Genomic DNA, 16800 nt, shown 5'->3' on the forward strand with positions numbered 1-16800 from the left:
TCAGGCTCCATGACCACTTCTCGGTCCACCTTCCGTGCAACGAGGAAGGCCACCACAGTCCGCGCTGCGATGATTGCTGCAATGGCATGCTCCGTTGCCCTCGGTTCCGGTTTCGCAGCGCAGGCTCAGCCGGCACCTGTCCCGGTACCTGCACCGCCCGCAACCGTGCAGGGCAACACCGTTGTTCCGCCGGGGCCGACCGGCGCTTACCCGAAGGCTTCGGATCAGGGCATCACGGCACCGAGCATCGATTCGGCTGCCCCCGCCACCGCGACGTACGACCCACGGACCGAGACCACCGGATACGGGCCCGATCAGAAGAACTTCCTGGCCGGATTCCTCTACAGCATCGTCAACCCCAACGTCGCACCGCAAGGTGCCAACGATTGGAACTGCAAGCCCACCGCCGCGCACCCCCGCCCGGTCGTCCTCCTGCACGGCACCTGGGAGAACGCCTACAACAACTTCGCGCGCATGTCGCCTGCCCTGAAGAAGGAGGGCTACTGCATCTTCGCCCTCAACTACGGAGACGGGGACCCCAGTGTCGTCGGCAATCTCCCGTCGCTTCGCGGTACCGCATCGGTCGCGTCGAACGCCAAGGAGATCGCCACCTACATCGACGCTGTGCGGACGGCCACGGGCTCTGCACAGGTGGACATCGTCGGCCACTCCCAGGGCGGGCTCGTCACCCGTCAGTACCTACGTTTCGAGGGTGGTGCCAATCCGACCGACCCGACCAAGAACAAAGTGAACACGGTCGTCAGCGTCGCCGGATCGAACCACGGCACCACACTGGTCGGCATCGGAACTCTCGGCCGCACCATCAACAACCTGGGACTCAACGTCCTGGGAGTCGTCGGTGCCATCGCCGGGCCGGCAGCATCGGATCAGGTGATCGACTCGCCACTCGTCAAGGGACTGGCCGTCGGCGGTGACACCGACCCCGGCATCAAGTACACCGTGATCGGCACCAAGTACGACGAGGTCGTCACCCCGTACAAGACGACGTTCCTCACCGCAGGCCCCGGTGCCACCGTCAACAACGTCACCCTGCAGGACGGCTGCGGCATCGACCTGTCCGACCACCTGTCGATCTCCGTCTCACCGCGCGCGATCGGCATCGTCAAGAACGCATTGGATCCGAAGGGCTTCCCCGCGAAGTCGATCCCGTGCGCCTACAACTCACCCATCACCGGCCAGTAGTGCACCGGTAGCTGTGGTCCACCGAGGGCGATCGGCCGATGGGGTCGATCGCCCTCGGCGGAAGTCTGGGTCAGTTCTGTGCTGGGGTCCATCCCAGCGCCGGGCCTAGCTTCTGCGCCGTGTCGGTCAAGATCTGCACGTAGTCCTCGTGGTCGAAGCTGAACGGCAGCGCGAACGCCACCTCGTCGACCTCGCGGAAAGATCGATTGGCGTACAACTGCTCCGCTATCTCCTCCGAGCTGCCGACGAGGTCCGGCGCGAACATCATTCGGGCCGGCCCCTGCGGTGCTCCGGTCCGCGCAGTACGCGCGTGAACGTAGTCCTCGTACTTGCGCTTCTGCGCCGCGGAAGCACTGTCGGTCGGGATGACCACCAACCCCTGGGAGACCCGTGCGTCGGCCCCGGCCGGGTGAGCCTCACGGAACCGCCCGATGTGCGCGAGCTGGATCGCATCGAAATCCGTCGACTCCTCGGCGCGCACCACACTGCTCACCAGAAGATTCATCGCGTTCTCCCCTGCCCACTGCGCAGAACGAAGACTGGCCCCGCCGTACCACATTCGATCCCGTAGACCACGCGAATGTGGTTGCACTCGTTCGGAATACGCTTCGATTCCCTCGGTCCCCGACCACGTGGACGCAGGTTCACCGGCGACGAACCGAAGCAGCCGCGACACCCGGTCGTAGCCGAAGTCCTCGTTCTCGGCGGTGTCGGGATACAACGAGTGTGCGACCCGATCGAACTGCATCGGTTGTCCCACACTGATTCCCGCATTGACACGCCCACCGGACAACACATCGACCGTGGCCAGGTCCTCGGCGAGACGCAACGGGTTCTCCCAACCCAACGGCGTCACCGCGGTACCGAGCATGATGCGGTCGGTACGTTGCGACGCGGCGGCCATGACCGCGATGGGAGACGAGATACCGAACTGCAGGTGACGATGACGAAGCCAGGCACTGTCGAAACCCAGCCGCTCCCCGAGTTCGATGATGCGCAGCGTCGACTCGTGGCCGTCCTCGGGCGCATTCTCGTCGAAGAGCCCGATGGTGAGAAATCCGAGCGAGCGCAGGGGCCGGGATGGTTCGGGCACGTCTGGACCTCGTTTCGCGGAAGTCCGGCCAGCCTAATTCAACCGGCCGTCGCTGTCGTGGACACCGGCGGTGAGACGGCGAATCTCGGTGCCGCCGTACTCGAGCAACCCGAGGGATGCGAACGCATCGAGCCACCCGACCATCGGCCACCGTCCCCACCGGCGGAAGAAGATCCGAGCGTTGACGACGATGTCGTCGAGATGTTCCACCGGGGGATCGGACACGGGATGGAACTGGTGGTACGCGTGAGCGCCGCCCACCCACCGCAACCCGATGCCCGACGCGCGGGCCGTGGCCGCGAAATCCGTGTCCTCTCCCCCGTACCCGGTGTAGTCCTCGCAGAAGCCGCCGATCTCGGTCCACGTGCCGGCATGGACGGCGAAGGACAACGACCAGAACAGGTCGAAATCGTGTCCGGGTTCCACTGCGCCCGCGGGCGGATTCGGTCGCGCCGCATGCGGCGAGGTGAGCGCGATCAGTGCGTCACCTTCGATCCCGATGCTGTCGGGTTTCAGGTAGGTCACCGGCCCGCACAACAGAGTTCTCCGACTGTCGGGGCGCAGTGCGGCGCGGCGATACCTGTCGAGCATCTCCGGGGCGGGTATGCAATCCACGTCGAGGAACACCACCAGCTCGGCACCCCGATCGAGGGCAGCGGCTGCCCCGAGGTTACGCGCTCGCGCCACCGGCAGCGGTGTCTGTGCGTCCATGTCGACAACCGTTGCCGCAGAGCCGGACCGGGTGAGCACATCCGCAATGTCGGCATCGCCCATGGCGACCACTATGTGCTCGACGGGCCCGTCGGTGGACTCGGCCAACCCGCGAATCTGCGCCGCGAGATGATCGTGACGACCCGAGACCACGGTCACGACAACCACTTTCATTGCCGCGCCGTCCCGGACGCAGCCTGCTCGATCGCGCGAGCAGCCCGATCGGGTGCGCCGTCGGTACCGAGCAGCGACCATGTTCGCCCGCCGATGCCCAGGGCGCAGTCGGCAGCGCGTCGCCACCGATCGACCGAGGGCCACTCGTCGAGCACCGCGGCGATGGATCCGGCCGCCAGTGCGTGCGCGGTGGCAGCCTGCTCGTCGAACGGCCGGGCTTGCGGAACCACGATGGCCGGCGTGCCCGACGCGGCGACGTCGGCGACGGCGTTCTGCCCGGCATTGGTCACCACGAGGGCCGCGGAGCACAGCACCGGCCACACGTCGTCCACCCAGTCGCCGCCCGCCACTCCGAGTGTGCGGAAGTCGAACCGGTCGTCCGCGGCGGACCACGAGTCCACCAGTTCACGCGTCAACGAGGTGCCACCCGCCGCACCGAGGACGACAACCGAGCCTTCGGTGGCCGCAGTGTCAGGCGCGTCGATTCGTGTCCGTTCGGCGAACCGACTGATCGAGCCCGAGTACGTCGTCTTGGCGGCGTACGGATGCAGCCATGTCGGGTCGTACACACTCCGAGACCAGGGCGCGAGAATGTGCGTCGCCGCGCGGTAGGCCATCGCGTGGACGGGATCGGCCCGGTTTCCCGGAATCGCCATGACGATCACCCGAACACCCATCAACCGCAGAAACATCGCCACTTCCACGGACACATCGACGACCACTGCCCGCGGTCGCTCACGCGCAACCCAGTCGGCGATGATCGCCATCCGTGCGGTCAGCCCGTCGACGTCGTGGGGTGCCCAGTGCACCACTCCCCCGGCCGAGATGTCGTCGGCGGCTGATTCACCCACGGTGTCGTTCACGTCCAGCGGCAACGTAATCCATTCCGCTGCCGCGTGTTCCGGAGTTCGCGCCCGCGAGGACAGTACCGTCATCGACTCACCCAGGCGACGCGCAATCGCGTCGGACCGAGTGACGTGGCCTACCCCGTGGTGGTGTGCGTAGTAGCCGATCATGCAATCGCGAGACCGTGGGCGGATTCCGGTGCCGATGCGGACTCGAGGGTCGATCGGTACAGCTCCTCGTACTCGTCGACCATCCGGTCCACCGAACACACCTGCTCGGCGCGCGCACGCACGTCGTGCCTGCTCAACGCCGCCGCGGCCGGAATGGCGGCGGCGAGCCCGGCCACGTCGTCGGCGGGAACCAGCACGCCGGAGGAAGAATCGATGATCTCGGGTATTCCTCCGCGGGCGAATGCCGCCACCGGCGTACCGCAGGCCAGGGCTTCCGCGACCACCAGACCGTACGGCTCGGACCACACCGGCGACACCAGCGCGACCTCCGCACCGGCCACCAGTGCGGCGAGAGCCGGCTGATCGAGGTGTCCGACGTACCGGACTCGATCGTCGAGCAGGGGTTCGACGACACCGTGGAAGTATTCGAGGTTGCTGATGGGACCGGCGATCCGTAGCGAACGGCCGGCGAGCTTCGCAGCGGCGATGGCCAGGTGCAGCCCCTTCTCGGGAACCAACCGTCCGGACCACACCACGTAATCGCCACCGGCACCGAACGGCCAGTCCTGTAGGGAGATTCCGTTCCGGATGACGATCGTCCCGGTCGCGACGTCGGCCCACTGGTCGGCTGCGAACGCACTGACAGCGGCGAAGGTGTTGGCACCGAACGGGGCCAGGGCGACGGCCGACTCCAGCCACGCGAACGGTGGCGTGTGCAGGGTGGTCACCATCGGCACCGGCAGCGTGGCGGACATCGCCAACGGCAGGTAATGCAGGCTGTGATTGTGCACGATGTCGAAAGAGTTCGACAGCGCGCCGGCCAGTTCCATCATGACGGCGAGGTATGCGTGGTGCTCGCGAACCGCGGTGGGGGTGACCGTGAGATCGGCGAGGGCAATCGGTGTCAGATCCAGCGTTCGGACCGGCAACATCGTGGCGTCCAGATCGACGCTCGATCCGTCCGCGGCGAACAGACTGACGTGGTGCCCACGCTCGGTCAGCGCCCGAACCAGATTGTAGACATGTGCCTCCAGACCGCCCGCGAAAGGCTGCGCCACCGGAAAACTCGATGACGCCAGCACCGCGATGCGAAGTGGCTTCTCGTTCAACGCATCTCCTTTGTCACTGCTGCGTAGATCCCAGCGTGGGTCGCTGCGATTCGTTGTCTCTGCTCGGCCCGGGTTGCGGCGTCGAGCGCTGTGGTCCGATCGGCGTGGGCCGCCTGCACGGCTGCCACCAACGTGGCGGGGTCGAACGATTCGGTGTTCATGACGAAACTGTGAATCGGTGCTTGGTCGGCATAGAAGCCGCAGTCGGACGCGACGACGGACGTTCCCAGATCCCGACAGGCCTCGAGCCAACCCGAATGTGTTCCGAACCGGTACGGCAGCACCGAGACGTCGATCGAAGACAGGTAGTCCCACAGTTCGTCGTCGTCGAATCGGGCGTGTACCCGCACGTCGACATCGGGGAAACTGTTGTAGTCCAGCAACTTCGCGCCGACGGTCGGGTCGTACCAGTGGCCGGCCGTGTCGAACACGTCCTGGTCGATGTCCAACCGCACCGTCGCAGCCGGAAGCGATCGGGCCGCCTCGACGACGGCGTCCATGACCGCCAGCGGATCGATGTTCGCTCGCAGGTTCTTGGCGTGGACACCGATGACGAACGAGTCCGACACCGGGCGTGGGACGTTCATTCTCTCCAGAGGCACCACGTGCGGGTGCTCGATCACCGTCGCACGCACATTCCACCGATCGGCTATCCATGCGGCTGCTCCCTCGGTGAGGGTGATCACGGCATCGGCACCACGAATCAACACGTCGAGCTGCTCCAGATGACCGGTGTTGTCCGCGAAATGGGGATTGTGAGCGTCGTGCACCGTGAGCACCACAGGCTTGCGATGGGCCCGCAGATACTCGACCGTGCGGGTCAGTTCTTCCGGTGAGAAGGACTCGAAGCCGAAGTGCACGTGCAGAACGTCGAAGCTCGAATCGGGCTGCTCGGCCAACCACCCGGCGTCGAGAAGACGAGGCGGCCACCACTGGCCCGGCACATCGACGCGAACCGGCGTCGGATCGGGCAACAGCGTCACCGAATTGCCGGAGCCACCGGGCACAGGTTGAACGTGCTGCACATAGACGTGTGAGGAGGGTACGGACGCAATACGAATCATGAATTCCTTCGGGTACAGGTCAGACGAATCGTGCCTGTTCCCGACACGCGCATGAGGTCTGTACCCACTTCGTACCGAGTTCAATCGCGGTTGGCGTCGCAGGTTCGGCGGGGCTACGTTGACCAGAAGAATGGTCGAACACACGCACTCACACGACGTCGGGGCAGACATGGACGGGCGTACTCGCCACTACGGCGATTTCTACGGGATATCGGGGCTCGAGGCCGCACCGCGTACACCCGTCGACGATCGACCCCTGTTGCTCGTCTGGGGCAACTGCCAGGCCGAGGCGATGCGCATTCTGCTGAGCTCGGATGCGGCGATGCCGTTTCGAACAGTACGAATTCCGCCGGTACACGAACTCGAAGTCGCCGATCTGCCTCACCTCGATCGATTGGTCCGGCAGACCTCGGTACTGCTGACTCAACCTGTGCGGGAGGGATATCGCGACCTGCCGCTCGGGGTCCCCGATCTGAGACGGTCACTCCCGACCTCAGCCCGGATACTTCGTTGGCCCGTGCTGAGATACGCTGCGCTGCATCCTTTTCAGGTCATCGTTCGGCATCCGAGCGATCCAGCTGCCGTTCCTGATCTCGTTCCGTACCACGATCTGCGAACGATCGTGGCCGTCGAGCGTGGAGTGCGGTCCGGCGAGGACTGGGACCTCCCGGTATCCGACGCCGGATTTCGTGACGCCGCGCAGGCAAGCCTGGACGAGCTACGACGACGCGAGAGCCGCGACACCGACGTCGCTGCGTCCGACCTGTTCCAGGGTGCGGGAGACCGTGCCACGCATACGATCAACCACCCGACCAACGTGGTGTTGACTGCACTCGCGCAACGCATCCTGGACCACCTCGACACCGCCTGCACTGTGGGTGATCCAGGCAGAGAACTGCTCGGCGGTGTTCGCGCGCCCGTCGAACGTCGAGTGCTGACCGCGCTCGGCCTCACCGGTGATGCTCGCCCCGATTGGACAGTCGACGGTTCCGCGGTGTCCAGCGACGCCGTGCACCGCGCTCACCTCGATTGGTATGCGGCACACCCCCAGTTCGTCGATGCCGCACTCACTCGCCACTCCGAGCTCCTGCGAATCCTGCAGACGACGCCGTGATCGCACCCGTGCATCATCTCGTGGTCGGCCCACCGGACCACGGAGTCGTCCGCTGCGCCCGTGACATGGCCGCCGCCACAGCGAGTCCCGTGGTTACCGCTGCCGACCGACTACCGCCCGATGCCCCCGTCCACATTCACTTCACCGACCGGCTGTTCGGACGTACCGCGCCCGAAGCAGCCGATGCCATTGCCGCACTGGCACAGCAGCATCGAGCCCGCATCACCGTCACGCTGCACGACGTGCCGCAGATCTCGGACGGCTCCGCGTTCGCGGCACGCACCGACTGCTATCGCAGAGTGATCGACTGTGCTGCAACGGTCGTGGTGTCGAGTGTGCACGAGCGACTGCTTCTCGAGAACGTACTCGACAGCCGACCGGACATCCGGGTGATTCCCCTGCCGATAGACCGCCCGACACTACGACCCGACGACGTAGTCACCCGCCGAGTCGTCGGGATTCTCGGATTCGTCTATCCGGGAAAGGGACACAGCGAGGTGCTCGGTGCCATGTCTGCACTCGACACCGACGTCGGGTTCGAGATCGTCGGGGCCGCGTCGGCCGGACACGACGACGTACTCGACGAATTACGCGCCACTGCCCGGCATCTCGGCAGGCCGTTCTCGACGACCGGTTTCGTTCCCGACGCCGATCTGAACGAACGACTGCGGTCCATTGCTGTTCCGGTTGCTTTCCACCGGCATGTGTCGGCATCCGGTTCGATCAACACCTGGATCGCGGCGGGCCGTCGCCCACTGGCCCCTCGTGGCCGATACGTCGACGAGATGGCCCTCAATTCCCCCGACGCGCTGTGGATTCACGAGGACACGGTGGAGGGACTGGCCGAGGCGATGGCAGAGGCATTGCGCCGCCCCGAGAAGACATGGCAGACCGCTGCCGCAGCACCGTATCCCTCGCCCGCGCAGGCGGCCGACCTGTACAACTCACTGTTCCGAGAGGGCATGGCTCGACCGTCCATCCCGCTGCCCGACGGCCGCTGGGTGGTTCCGAACAATCGGTGGGATCTGGCACCGAACACGAATGGCACGCCGCGTGTATCGGTCGTCGTTCCCTACTTTCGACAGCAGCATCAGCTCGACCTGGTACTGACAGCGTTGACCGCGCAGACCTGGCCCGCGTCCCTCATCCAGGTGATCGTCGCCGACGACGGATCTCCCGAGGACCCGAACGTGGAGGGATTCGGCTCGGCTCTCGACATCACCGTCGTGCGCCAACCGGATCTCGGATTCCGGGCCGCCGCCGCACGTAACCTCGGTGCGTCCGCAGCGCGCGGAGACATCCTCTGCTTCCTCGACGCCGACACCGTGCCCGAACCCGACTACATCGAGGAATCGGTACGCCTGATCGTGGCGCTTCCCGATGCTGTGACGGTGGGTAGGCGTCGACATGCAGATCTCGGCGGGTGGTCGCCCGCGGACGTCGGCACCTGGTTCGAGGGCCGATCTGCGGGCCCGACGGAATTCACCGAGCCCCCATGGCTTCGTGACGGTTACGCCGGCTCGCGAGATCTTCTGGACGCGGACCGCCGTTCGTACCGATACGTCATCAGTGCCGTGATGTCCTGCAGCCGAGCCTTGTTCGAGGAACTCGGCGGGTTCGACCCGACGTTCGTCGGTTACGGCGGAGAGGACTGGGAATTCGCGCATCGCGCCTACGCTGCGGGCGCTGTACTGGCCCATCGGCCGCGAGCGGTCGCCTGGCACGACGGGCCCGACTGGGCCGAACGCACGGGCGGAGACCGAGAACGAAAGAATGCCGAAGCGTTGATGCTGGCCTCCCGCATCACCGATCCTGCGGCTCGGACCCAGGGTCTGACCTTCGCGCTGCCGGAGATCGTCGCGGTTGTCGATACCACCGGGCACAGCGCTGCGTCGCTCCTCGAGACCGTCGGCTCGATCCTGAGGCATCCTGATTGTCGAGTGTGGATTCACGGACCCGGTGCCGACGAATTACGGCGGCAGTGGGGCGACGCCGACTGCCGCATCCAGGTGGGTCTCCCGGAAGACACCGCACGTTCTCACGCGGTGCTCGAGGTGCGCGGCCTCGTCCTGTTCGGTGCCGACGCACTTCGTCGTCTCGTGGAGACAGGAGCCGACCGGCTGACGGTCGACGTGGGCAACTCGGGCACGGTCGAACTGCGCACGTCTCGGTCGGGCTCTCGCGCTCGACGGTGGTCGGCGACGGTGGGAATGGATCCCGAGGACCTCGCGGAGGCCATGTTCGGGCACATGCATCGGACGGGGGCGGAGTTCGGGATCTCCGCGGGCGAGGAACAACCGAAACTCGCCTGGTGATTGTGGGGTGGTTCCGGTGTCGACCCGACCGAATCGGGTGCGGCCAGTGGGAGAATGTAAACAGGCGGCAGACGAACGCAACGGCGAGATCGGGCGAATGATGAACAGAACGCTGTATTCGATGATGTGGATGATGGCGATTATCGCTTTCGTCGCTTTGCTGTGGGGCACAGTCGGTTACGTGTACGCAGACACGCACCCTCTGCAGCGAGCGGCATTCGTCGGAGGCGGAGTGTTGATCGCGGGATGGCTGATTCTGTTCGCGGCTGTCGGAATCAAGATATCCCGGCTGAAAGCCCGCAGGAGACAGAGCAACTCCGACGAGCAGTAACTGCTCGAGCCGCTCGGGTGTGGGTTTCGAGTGGGCGGGTATACACCGACGAATCTTTCGTAGAGTCGGTCTTTCGATTTGCCGAGCAAGGATCGTCGATGGTCAACCAGCGCAGCACACCGAGCCGGCGCACTTCGTCGGACTCTCCGGCGACCCGCCAGGAGTATCTGTCGACATGGTCGGGTCTGCACAGCAACATCGATCCATCGTCGTCGGTGCTCGTGTCGACGTGGCTTCGGTTGGTGTACTTCCTGAGCGCCCCACTCGTGCGCGCATCCGTCTCGGCCCACGTCGTGACCGTCGCCGCGGTGGTTGCGGCCGCAGGATCGGTAGCGCTGTCTCGACCGGGCACCTCGCTCCCCCTGCTTGCCGCGGTCCTCATCGTGTTCTCCGGGCTGCTCGACGGTATCGACGGCGGCGTGGCCATGATCGGCCGTTCCCAATCGCAGTGGGGCTACCTGCTGGACACGGTGTCGGATCGGTGCAGCGATCTGCTGTTCCTGGCGGGCAGCCTCGCGCTGGGTGCTCCGATGCCCATCGTGATTGCTGTAGGTGTGACGACATTGCTGCACGAGACGGCGCGCGCCCGTGCCGTCGGAGCCGGGATCTCTGATGTCGGCTTTCTGACAGTGTGGGAGCGCCCGTCTCGGGTCGTTGCAGCCGTCGTCACCGCCACCGTTGCGGGCGCGGGACCCGGTAGCGCTCAGACGTCCGCGACCATCGGAATATCGGTGACGTGTGGTTTGGCCGTTCTCGGATTCACCCAACTGATGTTCGGGCTGTACCGACGGGCCGATCGAACTCGGCGGTGATCAGCCAGCCGGCGAGCGCGAGCACGTGAAAGACGAACATCCACAGCATGATTGCCACACCGCCGCCGATGTCGGTGAGACCGCCGAACGGTGCACCGAGGTCGACAGGAATGGCCAGGAACAGGATGAATCCGTGCACGAACCCGGTGACGATCGACGACGTGACCAGGGAGCCGACCACGAGTGCCCGCCACCCCACCGCCCGCGGCGCGATGACCCGGTAGGTCCAGGCAAGCGGAACGGCCAGGATCAGCCACAGGCAGTTGAACCCCAGAAATATTCGTAGAGCCAGCGCACCGGCACCTCCGCCGCCCGTGGTCGCCTGCAGGACGCGTGCGACGGTCAACACCCCGATGAGCAACACCGGTGCCGCGACGAAGAAGGGCACCATGGCAGCTCTGCCTCGCCACCCGGTGAACGTTTCACGGGTCGGGGCGAAACGCACGATCGCTCTCCGCAGACCCTCTCCGTAGAACGTCGCGGGAAAGATCGAGATCACGACCCCCAGCGGTCCCAGGTGTATTCCGGCATCGGCCAGACCGTCGAGCGCCGCGCGTGCACCCAGCGCATCGGGCAGCAACGCCGACATGGCGTCGAATCCGCCCTGTACCCACTGCGCCGACACCAACAGGACGGTCGCCCGGATCGTCAGAAGCAACAGCGGGACGACGGCGATGACCGCATAGAACGTCAGTCCACCCGCAATCAGCGTGGTGTCCTCACGCGCGAACCCGGCTTTGATCGCCTGCAGACCGCGAACCGCCCGAACGCGGATGGACGTCATCGGGCGCGTTCGGAGCGGGTAAGCCGAATGATCGAGCGTTTATTCAAGGGTGACGTCCACGGCGTCGATCACTTTGAGGAACGGGCAGATCGAGGTGGCCTGCGCGAGTACGGCCTCCGGGTTGTCGGTGCCCGGCAGCGACACCGACAGAGCGAATTTTGCGTCGTAACCGGATGCGTCGGAATCGGTCAGCACGACGGTTCCCTTGACCGCGAGTTCGTCGACACTGCCGCCGACGGTCCCCAGCGCGATCCGTAGTGACTCCACCAAACAACTCGACAGTGCCGCGGCCATGAGCTGCTCGGGGTTGGTGGCCTCGCCCGGGCCACCGAGTTCGGCCGGTTCTCGCACACTCAACGACAGGACTCCGTCGTCGGAGGTCACGCCGGTCGCAGTTGCAGAGACGGTTGCTGTGTAGAGCTCGGTTGTCATCGATATCGGATGTCCATTCCGCTGCCGATCGAAACCGCTGGATCACGCCGACACCATCAACGGTTCGAATGTGTCGCTGTTCACACCCACGGCACAGCCGTTTGGCAAAACTTACCGGCGGGTAACACCGGATCAGGGCCGAGCATCACGCTGTGACCCACAGGCATCGGCCGGATCCAGTAACCAACCACCGAAAGGGGAGCACCATGAGCACATCGACATTGATCGCTCAGTTGCGAATTGCACTGCAGCTGACGCACACCGAAATCCAGGTCGCGGAAACCCGCGTCGTGCAGGCGCGCACCGAAGCGGTTCGTCGGGAACTGACGCAGAACGCCGCCAACGGACGTGACCGCGCCGCCGCCATCGAGGAAGCACTGCGCAACCTCGGCGGGCTACCCGAGGTAGTTGCACCGTTCCTCGGGCGCACGTTCGCAGCGGTGAAGGCAGTCGCCGAGCAGGCGCAGCCGTTCGACGAGGCACTGCTGGGCGACCTCGCCCTCGAGCAGCAACTGCTGGGTCGAGCGAAGTACATCAAGGCTCTGGCGACAGCAGCCGAGGAACCGTCCGTCGTGGCACTGGCCGCCCGCTTGGCAACCGCGCACGCCGCCACGGTCGAGTGGCTCGAGACCGTCCTGGCCGAAGACGCCCTGGGTGGACCCGCCGCACTGCGCCGGACGCCTTTCCAAGCTGCTGCCGGTACCGCCGTGAAGATCGTCAACGCACCGGCCAACTGGTCGGCCCGCGGTCTGGACCGTGCATTGGACGCCGCTCGCGCCACCCCGGATCGATTGAGCGCACTGCTCGGCCGCGGTGCTCACGCAGGTGACGTCGCCGTCAAAACTTTGACTGCCAGCCGCGATGCAGCACTCGAAGCCGCCGAGGATGTGACCCGCAGCGAAGGTGTCGATTCCGTCGCCGACGCCATTCACACCGCTCGGTCCGCCGGCGGAACTCTCACCGTCGACGAGCTCCCGGTAGCCGACTACGACGACCTCAACGTCTCGGACGCTGTGGCCGCCATCAAGGAACTGACCGCACCCGCCGACGTACGCACTGTCGTGGCGTACGAGAAGGCGCACAAGAACCGCCACGGAGTCGTGTCCGCAGGACAGACTCGCCTGGCAGCAATCGCCAAGGACGTCATCTCCGTCGACTGACGACGATCGATCGTTCCTTCTGCGAATACCGATGCGGCCCGTGAAATTCCGGGCCGCATCGCTGTATTCGAAGTACTACTGCCGCGACAGGTTCAGGGCTTCAACAGAACCTTGATCGCACCGTCCTGCTTCTTCTGAAAGATGTCGTACGCATGCGGTGCTTCTTCGAGCGAAAGCTCGTGAGTGGCGAACGAATCGACGCCCAACGGATCGTCGTCGCCGAGAAGCGGCATGATGTCGTCGACCCATCGCTTGACGTTCGCCTGGCCCATGCGCAGCTGAATCTGCTTGTCGAACAGGGTCATCAACGGTAGCGGATCGGCCATACCGCCGTACACGCCGATGATCGAGATGGTTCCGCCGCGTCGAACGATGTCGATGGCCGAGTACAGCGCACCGAGCCTGTCCACGCCGGCCTTCTGCATCATCGGCGCGGCCACGGCGTCGGGAAGCATCCCGACGATCTGCTGCGCCAGCTTGCCGACCGGTGATCCGTGCGCCTCCATTCCGACGGCATCGATCACCGAGTCCGTTCCTCTGCCGTCGGTCATGTCACGAATGACGTCGCCGACGCCACCGCTGTGTTCGGCCAGATTCACCGTTTCGATTCCCCGTGCCGCAGCTCGCGCCAGACGCTCGGGAACGAGGTCGACTGCAATGACCCGAGCACCCTTGTGCTGGGCGATGCGAGCGGCCATGTCTCCGATGGGGCCGAGTCCGAGCACGGTCACCGACCCGCCGGCAGGTATCGACGCGTACTCCACCGACTGCCACGCGGTAGGCAACACGTCGGAGAGGTAGACGAATCGCGAATCGGGTCCGGCCTCGGGGACCTTGATGTGCGTGAACTGCGCTTGCGGAACACGGAGGTACTCCGCTTGCCCACCGGGCACTTGGCCGTACAGCTTGGAGAAACCGAACAACGCGGCACCCATGCCCTGCTCACGAACCTGGGTGGTCTCGCACTGGGTGTACAGACTCGAATTGCACATATAGCAGTGTCCACACGAAATCTGGAATGGGATGACCACACGGTCTCCGACGGCCAGATCGCCTGTCTCCGAACCGACTTCCTCCACGATACCCATGGGCTCATGGCCCAGAATGTCACCCTGGTCCATGAAGGCACCGAGCGTCTCGTACAGGTGCAGGTCGGATCCGCAGATATTGGTGGTCGTGATCTTCACAATTGCGTCCGTGGGCGCTTCGATGCGGGGATCGGGCACCGAATCGACGCTGACATTCCGCTTGCCCTGCCATGTCACTGCGCGCATGGAGGCTCCTCTCTGTTGCGCGACCCCGAAACTCGGAGCCGCACGAAGCGGATTACCTGGTTCGTATGCGTGCAAACGCATCGGACCCACACGATTGACCGTGACCTGGAGCGGGTAGGCGGGAACAATGAGTGTCGTGACCCCCGCCATCGCCCCCACCCTTGTATCGCCTCGGTTGCCGATGCCGTGTGGTCCACTCTCGGACGCCGTGATTCGATACCTCTCGTCCGGCGGCGGCACCGCACTGCCCCTCGCATCGGATGCCGACCCGACGACGCGTGACATGCAGCTGGCGTTGCTCATGAGCTACGAACTGCACTACCGCGGCTTCGACGGCGTCAATGACGACCTGGAGTGGGATCCGGCTCTCTTGCAGTTCAGGGCTCGACTGGAAGCCGCGTTCCTGGACTACGTGCGCTCGAATGTCGAACCCGGCGACGACGTCGTCGCCGAGATGAATCGACTGTCGATCGAGGCGTCGTCGGGCACCGGCCCGTCGTGGTTCCTGAGGGACGAGGGATCGTGGGAGCAGATGCGTGAGTACTTCGTACATCGGTCCATCTACCATCTCAAGGAAGCAGATCCCCATGCGTGGGCGATCCCCCGATTGACCGGTCAGGTCAAGGCCTCGTACGTCGCCGTCGAATTCGACGAGTACGGCGGCGGCAGGGGCGAGCGCGTGCACCAGCATCTGTGGGCCGAGTCGATGACGGCCGCCGACCTCGACGCGTCCTACCTCGGGTACGTGGACCGCGTTCCCGCGCAGACACTGGCGTGGGTGAACCTCATGTCGTTGTTCGGATTGCATCGCAGCCGCCGCGGTGCCACCGTGGGCCATTTTGCTGCCACGGAAATCACGTCCTCGCCGGGTTCACAGCGATTCGTGCAGGGTCTCCGCAGGCTCTCCGCGCCGGCCGAATGCATCGCGTTCTACGCCGAGCATGTCGAGGCCGACGCCGTCCATGAGCAGGTGTTGCGCCACGACGTGGTGGGCAATTTGGTCGGACAGGAACCACACATCGAAGCCGACATCGTATTCGGTATGCGCGCACTGGATTTCGTCGAGAACGAGCTTGCAGATCACGTGATGCAGCGGTGGTCCGCCGGTCAGTCGTCGCTGGACTGAGTCGCTCGTCGCTTCGCGCGATGGCTCGTGTCGCACCACGGATACGTCTTACTGCGCTTGCACGTGCACAGCGCTACGACGAACCGATCCGAGGTGACGACGGAGCCGTCATCGAGTTCGATCTCGACCGGCCCGTCGATCAGCATCGGTCCGCCCCGAACGAGTCTCACCCGAGTCCGCGCGGGCGCAGCGTCTGCACCCGTCGACTCATCGCTTGTCGCCACGTAACACCACCAATTCTTCGGTTCTGCGACCGGGTTCGAGCACGCCCTTGGCCTCGAGCCACTCGGCGCGAGCCGACATGACCGGCCCGAAGTCGATCGTGCGGCACGCCGCATCCGATACGCCGAAACCATGAGTACCGAGCATCTCCCGGGTCCGCTGCGGACCCGAGAACTCCGAGTGGACAACCAGCATCACACCGCCGGGTGCCAGCAGTTCCGCACCTCGCGTGCACAGAGGGTCGAGCACCACTCGCCCGTCCTCACCTGCATCCCACGCGCGGTGCAAACCCATTCCGGTGGGCGCGGTTTCCGACGGCACATACGGAGGATTGCACAGCAGAACGTCGAACGGCTCCAGCTCGGCTGCCTCCGAGAACGACCCGAGGCGCACATCCACGTCGACTCCGACCGACCGCGCATTGCGCTGTGCACAGGCAACTGCACGCGGAGAGATGTCGAAGGCAACCACCTCGCGGGCACCGAGCAGTGCTGCGGTGATGGCTACTGCGCCGCTACCGGTACACATGTCGAGTACACGGGCTCCAGGCACGAGCCCAGAATTTGCGGCGACGTCGCACAGCAGAAGTGAATCCTCCTGAGGCTCGTACACTCCAGGATCGGCGTGTACTCGTGCCAGTGAACGGACGGAATCGAATTCGGCTGTCGTCATGGACATTCCTCCCAGCGTGGATTGTCGGATTCGTATTCCCGCGTCCAAGCCCCGCAAACCGGTTGTCCGGAACAGGCTTACCAACACGTACTTCGGGGTAGTGCTAGTGGAGGTGTGGTTGAGGAGCAGCCCGCAGACTCGGCAGTCGACTGTCGCACTCCCCCTGCACGGGTTCAGGAGTTCGGCTC

17 protein-coding genes are annotated in these 16800 nt (G+C 65.1%); 7 read left to right on the top strand and 10 right to left on the bottom strand.

Annotation, left to right across the window (positions count from 1 at the left end):
- Nucleotides 1-9: 9 nt before the first annotated feature.
- Complete coding sequence (locus QM588_RS17755) at nucleotides 10-1203, top strand: esterase/lipase family protein (protein WP_283315241.1); 1194 nt, start codon at nucleotides 10-12, stop codon at nucleotides 1201-1203.
- Between the two features lie 70 nt (nucleotides 1204-1273).
- On the opposite strand, the gene QM588_RS17760 is transcribed toward QM588_RS17755, so the two are convergent.
- Genes QM588_RS17760 through QM588_RS17780 form a run of 5 tightly spaced genes read right to left on the bottom strand, consistent with a single transcriptional unit; the run spans nucleotide 1274 to nucleotide 6370 of the window.
- Nucleotides 1274-2296 (bottom strand): LLM class flavin-dependent oxidoreductase, encoded by a 1023-nt coding sequence (locus tag QM588_RS17760; protein ID WP_283315244.1) that lies wholly within the window; start codon nucleotides 2294-2296, stop codon nucleotides 1274-1276.
- A gap of 33 nt (nucleotides 2297-2329) precedes the next feature.
- Nucleotides 2330-3181 carry a glycosyltransferase family 2 protein gene (locus QM588_RS17765; protein WP_283315247.1) on the bottom strand — a complete coding sequence of 284 codons (852 nt, stop codon included), beginning with the start codon at nucleotides 3179-3181 and terminating at the stop codon, nucleotides 2330-2332.
- The gene (locus QM588_RS17770; protein WP_283315249.1) at nucleotides 3178-4197 is read right to left on the bottom strand and encodes a glycosyltransferase; all 1020 of its coding nucleotides are present in this window, start codon (nucleotides 4195-4197) and stop codon (nucleotides 3178-3180) included. The genes QM588_RS17765 and QM588_RS17770 overlap by 4 nt, the downstream gene beginning before the upstream one ends.
- Nucleotides 4194-5306, bottom strand: a complete 1113-nt coding sequence (locus tag QM588_RS17775; protein WP_283315251.1) for a glycosyltransferase — start codon at nucleotides 5304-5306, stop codon at nucleotides 4194-4196. Before QM588_RS17775 ends, QM588_RS17770 begins: the two co-directional genes overlap by 4 nt.
- Nucleotides 5303-6370 carry a glycosyltransferase gene (locus tag QM588_RS17780; RefSeq protein ID WP_283315252.1) on the bottom strand — a complete coding sequence of 356 codons (1068 nt, stop codon included), beginning with the start codon at nucleotides 6368-6370 and terminating at the stop codon, nucleotides 5303-5305. Before QM588_RS17780 ends, QM588_RS17775 begins: the two co-directional genes overlap by 4 nt.
- 169 nt (nucleotides 6371-6539) lie before the next feature.
- Between QM588_RS17780 and QM588_RS17785 the strand changes: the two genes are divergently transcribed.
- From QM588_RS17785 to QM588_RS17800, 4 genes are all read left to right on the top strand, one after another.
- Entirely contained in the window at nucleotides 6540-7484 is a 945-nt protein-coding gene (locus QM588_RS17785) for a WcbI family polysaccharide biosynthesis putative acetyltransferase (protein WP_283315254.1), read from the top strand.
- Nucleotides 7481-9799 carry a glycosyltransferase gene (locus QM588_RS17790; RefSeq protein WP_283315255.1) on the top strand — a complete coding sequence of 773 codons (2319 nt, stop codon included), beginning with the start codon at nucleotides 7481-7483 and terminating at the stop codon, nucleotides 9797-9799. Before QM588_RS17785 ends, QM588_RS17790 begins: the two co-directional genes overlap by 4 nt.
- A gap of 46 nt (nucleotides 9800-9845) precedes the next feature.
- Nucleotides 9846-10130 carry a hypothetical protein gene (locus QM588_RS17795; protein ID WP_283315256.1) on the top strand — a complete coding sequence of 95 codons (285 nt, stop codon included), beginning with the start codon at nucleotides 9846-9848 and terminating at the stop codon, nucleotides 10128-10130.
- Nucleotides 10131-10228: 98 nt separating this feature from the next.
- Entirely contained in the window at nucleotides 10229-10942 is a 714-nt protein-coding gene (locus QM588_RS17800) for a CDP-alcohol phosphatidyltransferase family protein (RefSeq protein WP_283315259.1), read from the top strand.
- On the opposite strand, the gene QM588_RS17805 is transcribed toward QM588_RS17800, so the two are convergent.
- Both QM588_RS17805 and QM588_RS17810 read right to left on the bottom strand, forming a co-directional pair.
- Nucleotides 10890-11726, bottom strand: coding sequence for a YihY/virulence factor BrkB family protein (locus QM588_RS17805; protein ID WP_283315261.1), 837 nt, complete (start codon nucleotides 11724-11726; stop codon nucleotides 10890-10892). The genes QM588_RS17800 and QM588_RS17805 overlap by 53 nt on opposite strands.
- 39 nt (nucleotides 11727-11765) lie before the next feature.
- Nucleotides 11766-12158 (bottom strand): OsmC family protein, encoded by a 393-nt coding sequence (locus QM588_RS17810; RefSeq protein WP_027496209.1) that lies wholly within the window; start codon nucleotides 12156-12158, stop codon nucleotides 11766-11768.
- 206 nt (nucleotides 12159-12364) lie between these two features.
- Here QM588_RS17810 and QM588_RS17815 point away from each other — a divergent pair, with 206 nt between their 5' ends.
- On the top strand, nucleotides 12365-13318 hold the full coding sequence (locus QM588_RS17815) for a ferritin-like domain-containing protein (RefSeq protein ID WP_283315263.1): 954 nt from the start codon (nucleotides 12365-12367) through the stop codon (nucleotides 13316-13318).
- A gap of 92 nt (nucleotides 13319-13410) precedes the next feature.
- Here the strand turns inward: QM588_RS17815 and QM588_RS17820 are convergent, their stop codons facing one another.
- A complete protein-coding gene (locus QM588_RS17820) occupies nucleotides 13411-14592 on the bottom strand; it encodes a zinc-dependent alcohol dehydrogenase (RefSeq protein ID WP_135046899.1) in 1182 nt (393 codons plus the stop codon).
- Between the two features lie 127 nt (nucleotides 14593-14719).
- On the opposite strand from QM588_RS17820, the gene QM588_RS17825 reads away from it, so the two are divergent.
- Complete coding sequence (locus tag QM588_RS17825) at nucleotides 14720-15718, top strand: iron-containing redox enzyme family protein (protein ID WP_283315265.1); 999 nt, start codon at nucleotides 14720-14722, stop codon at nucleotides 15716-15718.
- On the opposite strand, the gene QM588_RS17830 is transcribed toward QM588_RS17825, so the two are convergent.
- Nucleotides 15700-15942: a CDGSH iron-sulfur domain-containing protein gene (locus QM588_RS17830; protein WP_442972942.1), complete on the bottom strand. Its 243-nt coding sequence runs from the start codon at nucleotides 15940-15942 to the stop codon at nucleotides 15700-15702. The two genes, QM588_RS17825 and QM588_RS17830, sit on opposite strands and share 19 nt — an antisense overlap.
- On the bottom strand, nucleotides 15926-16612 hold the full coding sequence (locus tag QM588_RS17835) for a HemK2/MTQ2 family protein methyltransferase (RefSeq protein ID WP_283315266.1): 687 nt from the start codon (nucleotides 16610-16612) through the stop codon (nucleotides 15926-15928). Before QM588_RS17835 ends, QM588_RS17830 begins: the two co-directional genes overlap by 17 nt.
- Between the last annotated feature and the right edge of the window lie 188 nt (nucleotides 16613-16800).

The sequence above is a fragment of the Rhodococcus sp. IEGM 1354 genome, assembly GCF_030056855.1.
In the GTDB taxonomy this organism is placed as follows: domain Bacteria; phylum Actinomycetota; class Actinomycetes; order Mycobacteriales; family Mycobacteriaceae; genus Rhodococcoides.

Coding starts and splice junctions, on each gene's coding strand:
- QM588_RS17755 (WP_283315241.1), top strand. CDS start 10: ATGACCACTTCTCGGTCCACCTTCCGTGCAACGAGGAAGGCCACCACA.
- QM588_RS17765 (WP_283315247.1), bottom strand. CDS start 3,181: ATGAAAGTGGTTGTCGTGACCGTGGTCTCGGGTCGTCACGATCATCTC.
- QM588_RS17770 (WP_283315249.1), bottom strand. CDS start 4,197: ATGATCGGCTACTACGCACACCACCACGGGGTAGGCCACGTCACTCGG.
- QM588_RS17780 (WP_283315252.1), bottom strand. CDS start 6,370: ATGATTCGTATTGCGTCCGTACCCTCCTCACACGTCTATGTGCAGCAC.
- QM588_RS17785 (WP_283315254.1), top strand. CDS start 6,540: ATGGACGGGCGTACTCGCCACTACGGCGATTTCTACGGGATATCGGGG.
- QM588_RS17800 (WP_283315259.1), top strand. CDS start 10,229: ATGGTCAACCAGCGCAGCACACCGAGCCGGCGCACTTCGTCGGACTCT.
- QM588_RS17805 (WP_283315261.1), bottom strand. CDS start 11,726: ATGACGTCCATCCGCGTTCGGGCGGTTCGCGGTCTGCAGGCGATCAAA.
- QM588_RS17810 (WP_027496209.1), bottom strand. CDS start 12,158: ATGACAACCGAGCTCTACACAGCAACCGTCTCTGCAACTGCGACCGGC.
- QM588_RS17815 (WP_283315263.1), top strand. CDS start 12,365: ATGAGCACATCGACATTGATCGCTCAGTTGCGAATTGCACTGCAGCTG.
- QM588_RS17820 (WP_135046899.1), bottom strand. CDS start 14,592: ATGCGCGCAGTGACATGGCAGGGCAAGCGGAATGTCAGCGTCGATTCG.
- QM588_RS17825 (WP_283315265.1), top strand. CDS start 14,720: ATGAGTGTCGTGACCCCCGCCATCGCCCCCACCCTTGTATCGCCTCGG.
- QM588_RS17835 (WP_283315266.1), bottom strand. CDS start 16,612: ATGACGACAGCCGAATTCGATTCCGTCCGTTCACTGGCACGAGTACAC.